The organism is Enterobacter sp. R-25 (assembly GCF_049913205.1).
GTDB classification, from domain to species: domain Bacteria; phylum Pseudomonadota; class Gammaproteobacteria; order Enterobacterales; family Enterobacteriaceae; genus Enterobacter; species Enterobacter ludwigii.
The window spans coordinates 2,797,491-2,810,100 of sequence record NZ_CP183982.1 but is presented as its reverse complement, the minus strand read 5'-3'; the positions used below and the strand labels follow the sequence as shown (position 1 = coordinate 2,810,100).

Sequence of the window (12,610 nt, the reverse complement as noted above, 5' to 3'; positions counted from 1 at the left end):
TAAAAAAACCGGGGGCAAGCCCCCGGCGTATTACGTGATGTCTTACAGGCCCAGCAGACCGACAGCGTAGCCCGCGATACCGATGACGAAGAAGCCAACAATGATCCACAGCGGGTTAACTTTCTTACGCAGCAGCCACATACAGGCGAAGGTCAGCAGCAGCGGTACCAGACCCGGCATCAGCTGGTCCAGAATCGTCTGCACGGTGGTAACACGGGTCTGACCATCCTGACCGGTGATGGTGGACACCACCAGCGGGATGTTCACGTGCGTCCACTTGTTAACCAGTGCCCCCATGACAAACAGGCCGAGGATTGACGCCCCCTCAGTCAGTTTCTGCAGGAAGCCGCCGCCCATATCCTTAACGATGTCCACCCCTTTACGGTAACCGTAAGCCACACCGTAGTAACGGGTCAGCAGACGTACCGCATTGAACAGGATGAAGAACAGCAGTGGCCCAAGCAGGCTTCCGCTCATGGCGATACCGGCACCCAGCGCCGCGAAGACCGGACGCACGGTACCCCAGAAGATCGGGTCACCGACGCCTGCCAGCGGACCCATCAGACCGACTTTGATACCGTTGATGGCACCATCGTCAATCTCTGCGCCGTTTGCACGCTGCTCTTCCATCGCCAACGTCACGCCCAGAACCGGAGCCGCCACATAAGGATGGGTGTTAAAGAATTCCAGGTGACGCTTAATCGCCTGACGGCGCGCTTCGTTGTTTTCCGGATACAGGCGTTTGATAGCCGGTACCATGGAGAAACAGAAGCCCAGCGCCTGCATACGTTCGAAGTTCCATGAACCCTGAAACAGGTTAGAACGGATGAACACGCCACGAATATCACCCGGAGTGAGTTTTTTCTCGGTGGTAGTTTTTGTCATATCAACCATTTCGCTCACCTGCTAGTCCAGTTCGTTATCGAGATCGTTATTACCAGCAGCCTGCGCTGGGGCACCCGCAACGCGGTTATATTTCGGGCTGAGCTGGATGTAGAGAATCGCCATCACTGCACCAATCACACCCAGCGCAACCAGGTTGAAGTTGGTGAACGCAGCAGTAACGAAGCCGAGGTAGAAGAACGGCATCAGGTAGCCTGCGCGCATCATATTGATAACCATCGCATAACCAACCACCACAATCATACCGCCTGCGATGTTCAGACCGCCGGTGACCACTTCTGGAATGGCGTTCAGCATGCTCTGTACCTCGCTGGTACCGACGGAGATCGCAACGATAACGGCCGGGATCGCGATACGCATCGCCTGCAGGAACAGGGACGAGACGTGGATCCAGGAGAGCGCCGTCAGGTTGCCATTTTCGGCCGCCTTATCCGCCGCGTGCTGGAAAGCCACGGTGATAGTACGCACGATGATGGTCAGTACCTGACCTGCTGCTGCCAGCGGGATGGCCAGGGCAATACCTGCACCGATACTCTGGTGACCGGCAATAACCAGAACCGTAGAAATGATGGACGCCAGCGCGGCATCAGGCGCAACTGCCGCACCGATGTTCATCCAGCCCAGGGCGATCATTTCCAGGGTACCACCGATGATGATCCCGGTTTTCATATCACCCAGAACGGCACCAATCAACGTACAGGCCACCAGAGGGCGGTGGAACTGAAATTCATCAAGTACGGATTCCATACCCGCAATACACGCGACGATGAACACCAGCACAATCTGAAGAGTGGTAATCTCCATTGTACTTCTCCTATTACATAAGCTTTATGTGAAAAACCGGCGCGGGCTTATTTCCCAACTTTACCGATCAGATCCATCATTTTCAGTTTCTGATCCGTGGAAACCTTACGGGCTTCCAGTTCGATACCGCGTGCATTCAGCTTGTTGAATGCCTCGATATCTTTCGCATCGACTGAAATGGCGTTGTTGACCTGCGTTTTGCCCTGACGGAATGCCATACCACCAATGTTTACGGAGGTAATTTTCACGCCGCCTTCAACCAGGCGTTCAACGTCTGTCGGGTTTGTGAACAGCAGCATCACGCGCTCACCCGCATATTTCGGGTTGTTATAAACGCGGATCATTTTGGCGACATCCACCACGTGCGCGGTAACGCCAGGAGGAGCAACCTGTGTCAGAAGGGTTTTACGTACGGTATCAGCAGCAACTTCATCGCTGACGACAATAATGCGTCGAACGTTGGTCTCTTTGGTCCAGCGCGTTGCCACCTGGCCGTGGATTAAACGGTCATCGATACGGGCAAGGCCGATCACCATGTAATCATTCGGGCCCATGGGCTTCGCCGGGGCTGCGGCTTTCGGCGCCGCGGCCACTGGAGCAGGCTTCTCAACCGGTTGTGCTTTCAGCGCTTTCACGCCTTCGCGACCGGTTTCAACTGCCAGAGCGACCAGTTCATCGAAACTCGGATTGTCGTCGCGTGCCATGAAGGTTTCCACCAACATGGGGATATTCACCCCGGCGACAACTTCATAATGCTCTTTATCGACGACAATGCGGCTGGCAGCATTGAACGGACTGCCTCCCCATGTATCAACGAGAAACAGCACGCCTTTGCTGGTATCCAGTTTCTGCAGTTGAGCAGTGTACTTCTCAATCAGCGTTTCAGCGTTTTCACCGGGAACGAAATCGATCCAGCCGACGTTTTCCTGCTCACCCAACAGCATCTCTGCTGTTTTGAGTAACTGCTCTGCAGCCCAACCATGTGTGCCTATGACAATAGCAATGGTCACTTGCTACCTCCTTTTATTATCATTAATACGCCTGCCAGGCAGTCGCACTGTGAATCGTATCTGGCCAACCGAATCGATTCAGAAAAGGGTTAGAGTTAAAAAACTAAGACTTCCGCGAATTATTTTAGATAGTGAAAAAATAATTTATGTGATGAAGATCCGTAATTTAGCTATGGGTTACAGAATTATCTGTAAGGTAAAGCAGCTGTGTTACAGATCTTTGCAAAGGAACGTAAATCTTTGCTAAAAACGCATTGTCTCTGATATGTTTAGCCTCCGTTTAATTGTTCAGGAGTATAGGGCTAAAGCCCACTATATGGACCGTCACCGACGTCAGTCATCCTCCAGGCCATTCCGCGCCTGTTTCACCGGCGATCCTCGCCACGTATCGACTCTGTCTACCTCTGTTTTGCCCACGTTGAGTGGGGCACCGTTTGGTCATTCCGTAAGCAGGAGCGTTTCATGGAATTCTTAATGGACCCGTCAATCTGGGTGGGATTGCTCACGCTGGTCGTGCTTGAGATTGTTCTCGGCATTGATAACCTGGTGTTTATTGCCATCCTTGCGGACAAACTGCCGCCAAAACAACGTGATAAAGCGCGTCTGATCGGCCTCTCTCTGGCACTGGTCATGCGTCTGGCACTGCTGTCCGTGATCTCGTGGATGGTTACGCTGACGAAGCCGCTTTTTTCCGTCATGGATTTCACTTTCTCCGGCCGTGATTTGATCATGCTGCTCGGGGGGATATTCCTGCTTTTCAAAGCGACGACAGAGCTTCACGAGCGGCTGGAAAATCGCCAGCACGATGATGGACACGGTAAAGGCTATGCCAGTTTTTGGGTCGTGGTACTGCAGATCGTGGTGCTTGATGCGGTCTTCTCACTGGATGCGGTGATCACGGCTGTCGGCATGGTGAACCACCTCCCGGTGATGATGGCTGCGGTGGTTATCGCGATGGCGGTGATGCTGCTGGCGTCTAAGCCACTGACGCGCTTTGTGAATCAGCATCCGACGGTCGTGGTGCTCTGCCTTAGCTTCCTGTTGATGATTGGTCTGAGCCTGGTGGCGGAAGGTTTTGGCTTCCATATACCAAAAGGCTACCTGTACGCAGCCATTGGCTTCTCGATCCTCATCGAGCTGTTTAACCAGATTGCACGACATAACTTTATCAAGCAGCAGTCTACCCAGCCGCTGCGTGCGCGTACGGCTGATGCGATTCTGCGTCTGATGGGCGGTCGCCGTCAGGTCAACGTGCAGAATGACAATGAAAGCCGTAACCCGGTTCCCGTCCCGGAAGGGGCATTTGTGGAAGAAGAGCGCTATATGATTAACGGCGTGCTCTCCCTGGCCTCCCGCTCGCTGCGCGGCATCATGACCCCGCGCGGTGAAATCAGCTGGGTCGATTCCCGCCTGAGCGTTGATGAGATTCGCCAGCAGTTGCTCTCTTCACCGCATAGCCTGTTCCCGGTATGCCGGGGTGAACTGGACGAAATCATCGGCGTGGTGCGTGCGAAAGAGATGCTGGTGGCGCTGGAAGAGGGGATTAACGTCGAAGCCGTCGCCGCCGCATCACCGGCGATTGTGGTGCCGGAAACGCTGGATCCTATCAACCTGCTTGGCGTCCTGCGCCGCGCACGCGGTAGCTTTGTTATTGTCACCAATGAATTTGGTGTGGTGCAGGGTCTGGTGACGCCGCTCGACGTGCTTGAAGCCATTGCCGGTGAATTCCCGGATGCGGATGAAACCCCGGAAATTGTCTCCGACGGTGACGGCTGGCTGGTGAAAGGCACCACCGATTTGCATGCGCTGCAGCACACGCTGGGTCTGGAAAACATCATCAACGATGAAGAGGACATTGCGACCGTGGCTGGGCTGGTTATTGCCGTCAACGGACAAATCCCGCGGACCGGCGATATCATCGAACTGCCTCCGCTGCAGATCACGATAATCGAAGCGAATGACTATCGCGTCGATATGGTGCGCATTGTTAAAGAGCAGTCGGCCCACGACGAAGAAGAGTAACTGAGCCTAGCGTAACGGCATCAGCGGAACGATATGCCCGTTACGCGGTGCTGGCGGAGACGAACTCTCCGCCAGCCATTGCGGAAATTCCCTCAGCGGCATAGGCTGCGCAAACAAAAATCCCTGCAGTACCTCTACCCCGTGATGACGCAAATACCGCGCCTGCTCGGGCGTTTCTACCCCTTCAGCCACCAGCTCAATGCTAAGCCGTTGTCCGAGCGCAATGATGATGTCCGTCACCGTGGAGTTCACGGCATCAGTGCCGATAGCGCTGGTAAAAGACTTATCAATTTTCAGCACGTCCGGATGCAGCTTTTCCAGCCACGAGAGAGAGCTATTGCCGGTGCCAAAATCATCAATGGCCAGCTTCACGCCCTGACGGTGTAACTCTCTTACAATGCGATAATCCACGTCCTGCAGCGCGTCACGCTCCGTCAGCTCAACAATCAGCTGCTGGGTGGGATGCGCACTGAACCAGTAGCGGTTCAGGTCCTGAATGAGCGTTCCATGCCGGAAATGGCTGGCGGCGGCGTTGATGCCAATGTGGAAGCCGGGCGTTGCCGGAAAATAGCCAATCTGACTCACCGTCTCGTTAATGACGTAACGTGTGAGGGGGATAATCAGGTTGTGCTCTTCGGCGAGCGGAATAAAAACGTCCGGGGAGATCCATCCCTGACGGGGGTTGTTCCAGCGCAGCAGGATCTCCACCCCCACGCATTTCTGCGTGCGGGCATTCAGCAGCGGCTGGCAAAACAGCTCGAATTCACGCGCGGCCAGGCCAAGGTTAATTTCCCAGGTAAAGCTCATGCGGTTCGCGGTCGCAAGCCAGGCGACGTAACCCATCAGGAGACTGAGCATCAGCGCCAGCGGCAGCTGAGAGGGCAAATATATCAACGCCAGCTCGCTGGCTCCCGGGCCACTGACGGTAATGGTGAACGGGAAATGGCTGGATTGCTGGCGCAGAACCCTCTCATCATCGTTTATTGTCAGCGTGTCGGAGACATTTTCACCGTAGCGCAGGTATTTATCCCCTACGGTCAGGGCCACGTCGGTGATAAGCGGGCGCTGTGGCTCCAGCATCAGGCGAGTGATGAGATCGATATTCACAATCTGCATCACACCATCTTCTCCGCTATCAGAAACCGGATACCACTGAATCAGGATCGGGCTTCCCTTAAGCAAGGATTTGTCGGTGGAGAGCACCAGCTTTGTTTCGGCGGAGGGCAGGGCAGGCTGAATCTCTCGCAACGGGACGTCGCGATTGCCGAAAATACTTGAACAGTAAAGGATACCGTCTTTGACCAGTGCAATTGAGCGCACCGTTTGCAGTGAGGCCGCCTGTTTTCGTAACACTAAATGCGCCTGCGAGCAGGGCGCTCCGACCAGCGCCAGCAGCGGGTTGCGCCCTTTTTCCAGCGGCAATAAGACGTTATCCAGCACGTTGACGGAGTGCGCCGCAAAGTTCAGGGTGTTTTGCTGATTTACGTTACGCTGTGAAATAAAGCGTATACCCAGCGTAATGATGAGCGTAAGAAGCGCAACCATCACGCAGACGATGACGCGTTTTCGGCGATACTTTTTTATGATCCTCTGTGCTGTTTGCATGGGAGGCCGCCCAATACGCCTTCAGCACCAAAAGCCGAGGCAACACAGCAAGTGTAGTGGGGAAATATTAAGTCGACGAGAAAGGGATAAAAATTCGCCCATCCGTGGAAGATGGGCGAGAGAGGCGTTGAGGTGAAACGGTTAGTCGCACTGCACCTTTATCGCCAGACCGCCGCGGGAGGTCTCACGATATTTGGCGTTCATGTCTTTACCGGTTTCGTACATAGTCTCGATAACCTTGTCCAGCGAAACGCGTGGCTCGCTGGTACGGCGCATGGCCATACGCGTGGCGTTGATCGCTTTTACCGACGCGATAGCGTTACGTTCAATGCACGGTACCTGCACCTGACCCGCAACCGGATCACAGGTGAGACCGAGGTTATGTTCCATACCGATTTCAGCCGCCACGCAGACCTGCTCCGGGCTGGCACCCAGCAGCTCTGCAAGACCGGCCGCGGCCATAGAACAGGCCACGCCCACTTCACCCTGACAGCCCACTTCAGCGCCAGAGATAGACGCATTCATCTTGTACAGCGCACCAATCGCCCCTGCTGCCAGGAAGTAGCGAATGTAGATATCAGGCGTTACGGGTTCAATAAAGTGATCGTAGTAGGCCAGTACCGCCGGAACGATACCGCACGCGCCGTTCGTTGGTGCAGTCACCACCCGGCCACCCGCGGCGTTTTCTTCGTTCACCGCCAGCGCAAACATGTTCACCCAGTCGACCACGTTCATCGGGTCGTTAGAGAATTTGTCTGTGGTGACCAGCATACGGCGCAGCGCAGAGGCGCGACGCGGTACGCGCAGTGGCCCAGGCAGTACGCCTTCGGTGTTCATGCCGCGATCGATACAGGCCTGCATGGTTTGCCACACGTTCGCAAAATAGTCTTCAATCTCTTTTTTGCTGTGCAGCGCCAGTTCGTTCTGCATCACCATGCCGGAAAGTGACAGACCGGTTTCATGGCAGTAGTCCAGCATCTCTTTGGCGGACTTGAACGGGTAAGGTACGTTCACATCACCCGTTGTATCTTTGCCGAAGTGTTCCTCATCAACGATGAAACCACCGCCAATGGAGTAATAGGTTTTGCTGTAGATCACTTTGTCGCCGCTAAAGGCGTGGATCTGCATACCGTTTTCATGCAGGGAGAGGTTATCGCTACGAAAACGCATGCCGTCATCATGCGGGAAATCCACTTCATGCTGACCGTTTGCCAGCAGCAGGCGGCCGCGCGTTTCCACGTCGCGGATAAATGCCGGAATGGCATCAATATCTACGGTATCCGGCATATTGCCCGCCAGACCCATAATAATGGCGATATCGGTGTGGTGGCCTTTACCCGTTAATGACAGTGAGCCGTAAACATCCACGGCAACACGGGTAACGCTTTCCAGTAATCCTTTTTCGACCAGATCATCGACGAACTGTTTACCGGCCTTCATCGGGCCAACAGTATGGGAAGACGAAGGGCCAATTCCCACTTTGAACATGTCGAATATACTAATCACTTTCACACTCCTGACAGGGTTACCGGGGTTCCAGTAACGATGTTATAACTGCGCATAGTGTAAGAGGGAAGACCGACCTCGGCTTAACTATTCACATGAATTAAACTAATGGTTAACGATGGTTTTGCTAATAGCGCGACGCCGATCGCAAACCTGGCAGAAGAGGGTGGAATGTAAAGTATAGTCAAGGCTTCAGGCCGATTTGCAGCGCCAGTTCACGAATGATGCCCGCCGTCATGCCCCAGACAAAATAATGCTGATACCAGGACAACCACACCCGGTGCGCATGACCCCGACGCTGGATATCCAGCGGATGATAACGCCCGAGCCGAAGGGCCTCTTCCAGCGGCATCTCAAACACCGCAGACACTTCATCGACGCTGGCGTGATATTGCAGATCCGGCGGGATAATGCCGACCACCGGTGTGACCTGAAAACCGGTCACGCTGTCGACCGGCGGCAGCACGCCAATGATCTCAACCGCTTCAGGCGGAATGGCGACCTCTTCCTGGGCTTCGCGCAGCGCGGCAGCAATCAGCGAGGCGTCAGAACTGTCCACGGCGCCGCCCGGAAAGGCGACCTGACCGGCGTGCTTACGTAAATGTGGCGAACGCTGGGTGAGCAGCAGACCCGGCTGCTCACGACGGACCACCGGGATCAACACCGCTGCCTGACGTTGATTGAGGGCTTCGCGGCTCACGTTGGGCCGCAAAAGCTGAAAGCGCGACAGAAAATCATCCAGCGTCAGGTTCTCTTTTTCCACCCGTCATAACTCCAGTTGTTTCAGGATACGGTTAACTTTATCAAAGGTTTCCTGATATTCCGCATCGACCTGGCTATCCGCAACAATTCCGCCCCCTGCGGAACAGTACAGATTCCCGTTACAGGCGGTCAGCGTTCGAATGGTGATGCTGGTATCCAGCGTACCGCAGAGACTGATATAGCCAATGCTGCCGCACCAGGCGTTTCGACGATGCGGTTCCAGCTCATCGATTATTTCCATTGCCCGCACTTTAGGCGCGCCGGTTATCGAGCCCCCCGGGAACGCGGCGCGAAGCAGATCGCAGGCCGTGCGCGAGGCGGGCAGTTGCGCGGTAATGGTGCTGACCAGGTGATGCACCGCGGGGAACGGCTCGACGATAAACAGTTCAGGGACACGCACGCTTCCCGGTACAGCGACCCGGCCAATGTCGTTACGCATGAGGTCGACAATCATCAGGTTTTCAGCGCGATCTTTTAACGAGGCCGCCAGTTTTTCCGCCTGCCGGCGGTCGGCAACAGGATCGGCCAGCCGGGGAAGCGTGCCTTTAATCGGTCGCGTCTGAATAGTGCCATCGGCAAGATGAATAAAACGCTCGGGCGAGAGGCTCAGGATAGCGCCCTGTTCCAGGCGCAGAAATGCACTGAACGGTGCCCGGTTACTGGCGTTGAGGCGGGTAAATGCCTGCCACTCATCGCCTTCACAGGTTGCCTGAAAACGCTGGGCAAGGTTGACCTGATAGCAATCACCGCTCTGCAGATAGCCCTGAACCCGCTCAAACTTCGCGGCGTACTCCCGCGCGGTCATGTTGGCGCGCCACGAAGAGGTCAGGTGGAAATCCGCTGTTGCGACGGGGACCTGTGCCTCAAGCCAGGCAAGCCGGGCGGACACATCCTGATGGCTGAGCAGAGAGACCGCCTGCTTGTGGTGATCGACGATTATTGCCCAGTCATAAAGCCCCACCGCCATATCCGGCAGCGGAATGTCGTCCTGTGCAGTCTCCGGCAAGGTTTCGAAGCGGCGACCTAAATCATAGCCGAACAAGCCCAGCGCACCCCCCTGGAAGGGAAGGTCGGGATTTTGCGGAACGGTTAAGCCCAGCGCGTCCAGCGCCTGCTGAAGTAATGACAGCGGATCGTCCGTTGACTGCGTTTCGCCTGTCGTAGTCACATTCCCTTGTGTAATTAGGGTCTGCAGAGGGTCGGCAACCAGAATATCAAAGCGGCTGTAGGGATGATCCGCATATCCGGAGTGCAGCAACATCGCAAAAGGAAGATGGCTGAGGCGGGCAAACCAGAATTCCGCGGCGTCTGAACGCCAGGGTAATGAAATGACTGTAGGGGGTAACGGGTTCATGTGTGGCATACTACCGGGCAGCGTGAAATAATTAGCGCGGATAATTTAGCAGGAGTTGACAATGTTTGCAGGTTTACCTTCTCTGAGCCATGACCAGCAGCAGAAAGCGGTTGAGCGTATTCAGGAACTGATGTCCCAGGGGATGAGCAGCGGACAGGCGATCACGCAAGTTGCTAATGAACTTCGCGCCACCCACACCGGCGAGCGGATCGTGGCGCGTTTCGAGGATGATGAAGAGGAGTAATCCGGCTTAAACCGCCGCGATAATCTTAATTTCGACTTTGTATTCCGGCTTCATCAGCGTCGCCTGTACGGTACACCGTACGGGCGCATGTCCCGCCACAACCCAGGCATCCCAGGCTTTATTCATCGCCGCAAAATCGTCTTTACTGGCAAGAAAAATGGTCGCATCCAGAATGCGTGATTTGTCGCTGCCTTGCTTTTCCAGCACGGCGTCAATCTGCGCCAGCGTATTCGCCGTCTGTTCGAAGGCATCTGCGTCGAGATTTTCCGGTACACCGGTGTAGTAGAGCGTCTGGTTATGGATGACCACATCAGACCAGCGTGCTTCGGCATCAATGCGCACAATTGTCATAAACGTTTCCTCGTTATTTTCATGTCAGTCGGCAAGACTGCCATATTGTGTTCCCCTCGTCACTATTTGGGGTGGCACTGGAGAGGATGGGCTGACATAATCCCTGTGCAAAAATACAGTGAGAGAGCAACGTGGCAGACGATTTTTCCCCAGAAGGTCAGTTAGCACAGGCGATTCCCGGTTTTAAACCGCGTGAACCCCAGCGGCAGATGGCGCATGCCGTGGCCCGCGCAATCGACACCGCGCAGCCGCTGGTGGTGGAAGCCGGTACCGGCACGGGCAAAACCTATGCCTACCTGGCGCCAGCGCTGCGGGCTAAAAAGAAAGTGATCATCTCCACCGGGTCTAAAGCGCTGCAGGACCAGCTTTACAGCCGCGATCTGCCCACGGTTGCCAACGCCCTGAAGTATAAAGGCCGCCTGGCGTTGCTGAAAGGGCGCTCCAACTACCTCTGCCTGGAACGGCTTGAGCAGCAGGCGCTGGCGGGCGGTGATCTGCCGGTGCAGACGCTCAGCGATGTCATTATTCTTCGCGCCTGGGCCAATCAGACAGAGGAGGGGGATATCAGCACCTGCGCGAGCGTGCCGGAAGACTCTCCCGCCTGGCCGCTGGTCACCAGTACCAACGACAACTGCCTGGGGAGCGACTGCCCGCTGTATAAAGATTGTTTTGTGGTGAAAGCGCGTAAAACCGCCATGGATGCGGATGTCGTGGTGGTCAACCACCATCTCTTCCTTGCCGATATGGTGGTTAAAGATAGCGGCTTTGGCGAACTGATCCCGGAAGCGGACGTGATGATCTTCGATGAAGCCCACCAGCTTCCTGACATCGCCAGCCAGTATTTTGGCCAGTCGCTCTCCAGCCGCCAGCTGCAGGACTTAGCGAAAGATTTCACCATTGCCTACCGCACCGAGTTAAAAGATACCCAACAGCTGCAGAAGTGTGCTGACCGCCTGGCGCAAAGTGCGCAGGATTTTCGCCTGCAACTGGGTGAGCCGGGCTATCGCGGTAATCTGCGTGAGCTGCTGGCAGACAAAAATATCCAGCGCGCGCTGTTGCTGCTCGATGATGCCCTTGAGCTTTGTTACGACGTGGCGAAACTATCGCTCGGCCGTTCCGCACTGCTGGATGCCGCCTTTGAGCGCGCCACGCTCTATCGGGCACGCCTCAAACGGCTGAAAGAGATAAACCAGCCGGGGTTCAGCTACTGGTATGAATGCACCTCCCGCCATTTCACGCTGGCCCTGACGCCGCTGACGGTGGCGGATAAATTCAAAGAGGTGATGGCGCAAAAACCGGGAAGCTGGATCTTCACGTCGGCAACCCTTTCGGTGAATGACGATCTACACCACTTTACCGGGCGTCTGGGGATTGAGGAGGCGGAGTCGCTGCTGCTGCCCAGCCCGTTTGATTATGAAAAACAGGCGTTGCTCTGCGTTCCGCGTAATCTGCCTCTGCCTAACCAGCCCGGCGCGGCGCGCCTGCTGGCGGCAATGCTCAGGCCGATGATCGAGGCCAACAACGGCCGCTGTTTTATGCTCTGCACCTCCCACGCGATGATGCGCGATCTGGCGGAGCAGTTCCGCGCCACCATGACTTTGCCGGTTCTGCTTCAGGGCGAGACCAGCAAAGGGCAACTGTTACAGCAGTTTGTCAGTGCCGGTAACGCCCTGCTGGTAGCCACCAGCAGCTTCTGGGAAGGGGTGGACGTGCGGGGAGATACCCTGTCACTGGTGATCATCGATAAACTGCCGTTTACTTCGCCGGACGATCCGCTGCTGAAGGCACGTATGGAAGATTGCCGTTTGCGCGGCGGCGATCCTTTTGATGAGGTCCAGCTACCGGACGCGGTGATCACCCTTAAACAAGGGGTAGGACGCCTGATTCGCGACACAGACGACCGCGGCGTGCTGGTCATATGCGATAACCGGCTGGTGATGCGCCCTTACGGTGCGACCTTCCTTGCCAGCTTGCCGCCCGCGCCGCGCACGCGGGACATTAAACGCGCGGTTCGCTTCCTGGCAAACCCAACGGCGGAGTAATTTGCCC

12 protein-coding genes are annotated in these 12,610 nt (G+C 55.7%); 4 read left to right on the top strand and 8 right to left on the bottom strand.

Annotated features, from left to right (window positions below):
- Positions 1 to 42: 42 nt before the first annotated feature.
- Genes ACN9MQ_RS13460 through manX form a run of 3 tightly spaced genes read right to left on the bottom strand, consistent with a single transcriptional unit; the run spans position 43 to position 2,717 of the window.
- The gene (locus ACN9MQ_RS13460) at positions 43 to 894 is read right to left on the bottom strand and encodes a PTS mannose transporter subunit IID (RefSeq protein WP_006810994.1); all 852 of its coding nucleotides are present in this window, start codon (positions 892 to 894) and stop codon (positions 43 to 45) included.
- Between the two features lie 12 nt (positions 895 to 906).
- Positions 907 to 1,707, bottom strand: a complete 801-nt coding sequence (manY, locus tag ACN9MQ_RS13455; protein ID WP_014170599.1) for a PTS mannose transporter subunit IIC — start codon at positions 1,705 to 1,707, stop codon at positions 907 to 909.
- Between the two features lie 47 nt (positions 1,708 to 1,754).
- A complete protein-coding gene (gene manX, locus ACN9MQ_RS13450) occupies positions 1,755 to 2,717 on the bottom strand; it encodes a PTS mannose transporter subunit IIAB (RefSeq protein WP_014170598.1) in 963 nt (320 codons plus the stop codon).
- Positions 2,718 to 2,982: 265 nt separating this feature from the next.
- Here manX and ACN9MQ_RS13445 point away from each other — a divergent pair, with 265 nt between their 5' ends.
- Together ACN9MQ_RS13445 and yoaE are read left to right on the top strand one after the other, a co-directional pair.
- Positions 2,983 to 3,192, top strand: coding sequence for a protein YoaL (locus tag ACN9MQ_RS13445; protein WP_410172475.1), 210 nt, complete (start codon positions 2,983 to 2,985; stop codon positions 3,190 to 3,192).
- Positions 3,180 to 4,739: a CNNM family cation transport protein YoaE gene (gene yoaE / locus ACN9MQ_RS13440; protein ID WP_014170597.1), complete on the top strand. Its 1,560-nt coding sequence runs from the start codon at positions 3,180 to 3,182 to the stop codon at positions 4,737 to 4,739. Before ACN9MQ_RS13445 ends, yoaE begins: the two co-directional genes overlap by 13 nt.
- A gap of 6 nt (positions 4,740 to 4,745) precedes the next feature.
- Here the strand turns inward: yoaE and ACN9MQ_RS13435 are convergent, their stop codons facing one another.
- The 4 genes from ACN9MQ_RS13435 to pabB all read right to left on the bottom strand — a co-directional run bounded on the left by ACN9MQ_RS13435 (position 4,746) and on the right by pabB (position 9,966).
- On the bottom strand, positions 4,746 to 6,344 hold the full coding sequence (locus tag ACN9MQ_RS13435) for an EAL domain-containing protein (RefSeq protein WP_138013966.1): 1,599 nt from the start codon (positions 6,342 to 6,344) through the stop codon (positions 4,746 to 4,748).
- 141 nt (positions 6,345 to 6,485) lie between these two features.
- Entirely contained in the window at positions 6,486 to 7,850 is a 1,365-nt protein-coding gene (gene sdaA / locus ACN9MQ_RS13430; protein ID WP_032680789.1) for an L-serine ammonia-lyase, read from the bottom strand.
- Between the two features lie 184 nt (positions 7,851 to 8,034).
- Positions 8,035 to 8,613, bottom strand: a complete 579-nt coding sequence (locus tag ACN9MQ_RS13425) for a CoA pyrophosphatase (RefSeq protein WP_014170594.1) — start codon at positions 8,611 to 8,613, stop codon at positions 8,035 to 8,037.
- 3 nt (positions 8,614 to 8,616) lie between these two features.
- Positions 8,617 to 9,966, bottom strand: coding sequence for an aminodeoxychorismate synthase component 1 (gene pabB, locus ACN9MQ_RS13420; protein ID WP_426020977.1), 1,350 nt, complete (start codon positions 9,964 to 9,966; stop codon positions 8,617 to 8,619).
- Positions 9,967 to 10,027: 61 nt separating this feature from the next.
- Here pabB and ACN9MQ_RS13415 point away from each other — a divergent pair, with 61 nt between their 5' ends.
- A complete protein-coding gene (locus ACN9MQ_RS13415) occupies positions 10,028 to 10,210 on the top strand; it encodes a YoaH family protein (RefSeq protein ID WP_020883426.1) in 183 nt (60 codons plus the stop codon).
- Positions 10,211 to 10,216: 6 nt separating this feature from the next.
- Here ACN9MQ_RS13415 and ACN9MQ_RS13410 read toward each other — a convergent pair whose 3' ends face one another.
- Positions 10,217 to 10,561 carry a RidA family protein gene (locus ACN9MQ_RS13410; protein ID WP_014170591.1) on the bottom strand — a complete coding sequence of 115 codons (345 nt, stop codon included), beginning with the start codon at positions 10,559 to 10,561 and terminating at the stop codon, positions 10,217 to 10,219.
- A 131-nt stretch (positions 10,562 to 10,692) separates the two neighbouring features.
- Here ACN9MQ_RS13410 and ACN9MQ_RS13405 point away from each other — a divergent pair, with 131 nt between their 5' ends.
- A complete protein-coding gene (locus ACN9MQ_RS13405) occupies positions 10,693 to 12,603 on the top strand; it encodes an ATP-dependent DNA helicase (protein WP_014170590.1) in 1,911 nt (636 codons plus the stop codon).
- Positions 12,604 to 12,610 lie beyond the last annotated feature (7 nt).

What these genes read in the sequence shown, in the direction of transcription:
- ACN9MQ_RS13460 (WP_006810994.1), bottom strand. Translation starts at nt 894, where the DNA reads ATGGTTGATATGACAAAAACTACCACCGAGAAAAAACTCACTCCGGGT.
- ACN9MQ_RS13435 (WP_138013966.1), bottom strand. Translation starts at nt 6,344, where the DNA reads ATGCAAACAGCACAGAGGATCATAAAAAAGTATCGCCGAAAACGCGTC.
- ACN9MQ_RS13445 (WP_410172475.1), top strand. Translation starts at nt 2,983, where the DNA reads ATGTTTAGCCTCCGTTTAATTGTTCAGGAGTATAGGGCTAAAGCCCAC.
- ACN9MQ_RS13415 (WP_020883426.1), top strand. Translation starts at nt 10,028, where the DNA reads ATGTTTGCAGGTTTACCTTCTCTGAGCCATGACCAGCAGCAGAAAGCG.
- yoaE (WP_014170597.1), top strand. Translation starts at nt 3,180, where the DNA reads ATGGAATTCTTAATGGACCCGTCAATCTGGGTGGGATTGCTCACGCTG.
- pabB (WP_426020977.1), bottom strand. Translation starts at nt 9,966, where the DNA reads ATGAACCCGTTACCCCCTACAGTCATTTCATTACCCTGGCGTTCAGAC.
- ACN9MQ_RS13410 (WP_014170591.1), bottom strand. Translation starts at nt 10,561, where the DNA reads ATGACAATTGTGCGCATTGATGCCGAAGCACGCTGGTCTGATGTGGTC.
- manY (WP_014170599.1), bottom strand. Translation starts at nt 1,707, where the DNA reads ATGGAGATTACCACTCTTCAGATTGTGCTGGTGTTCATCGTCGCGTGT.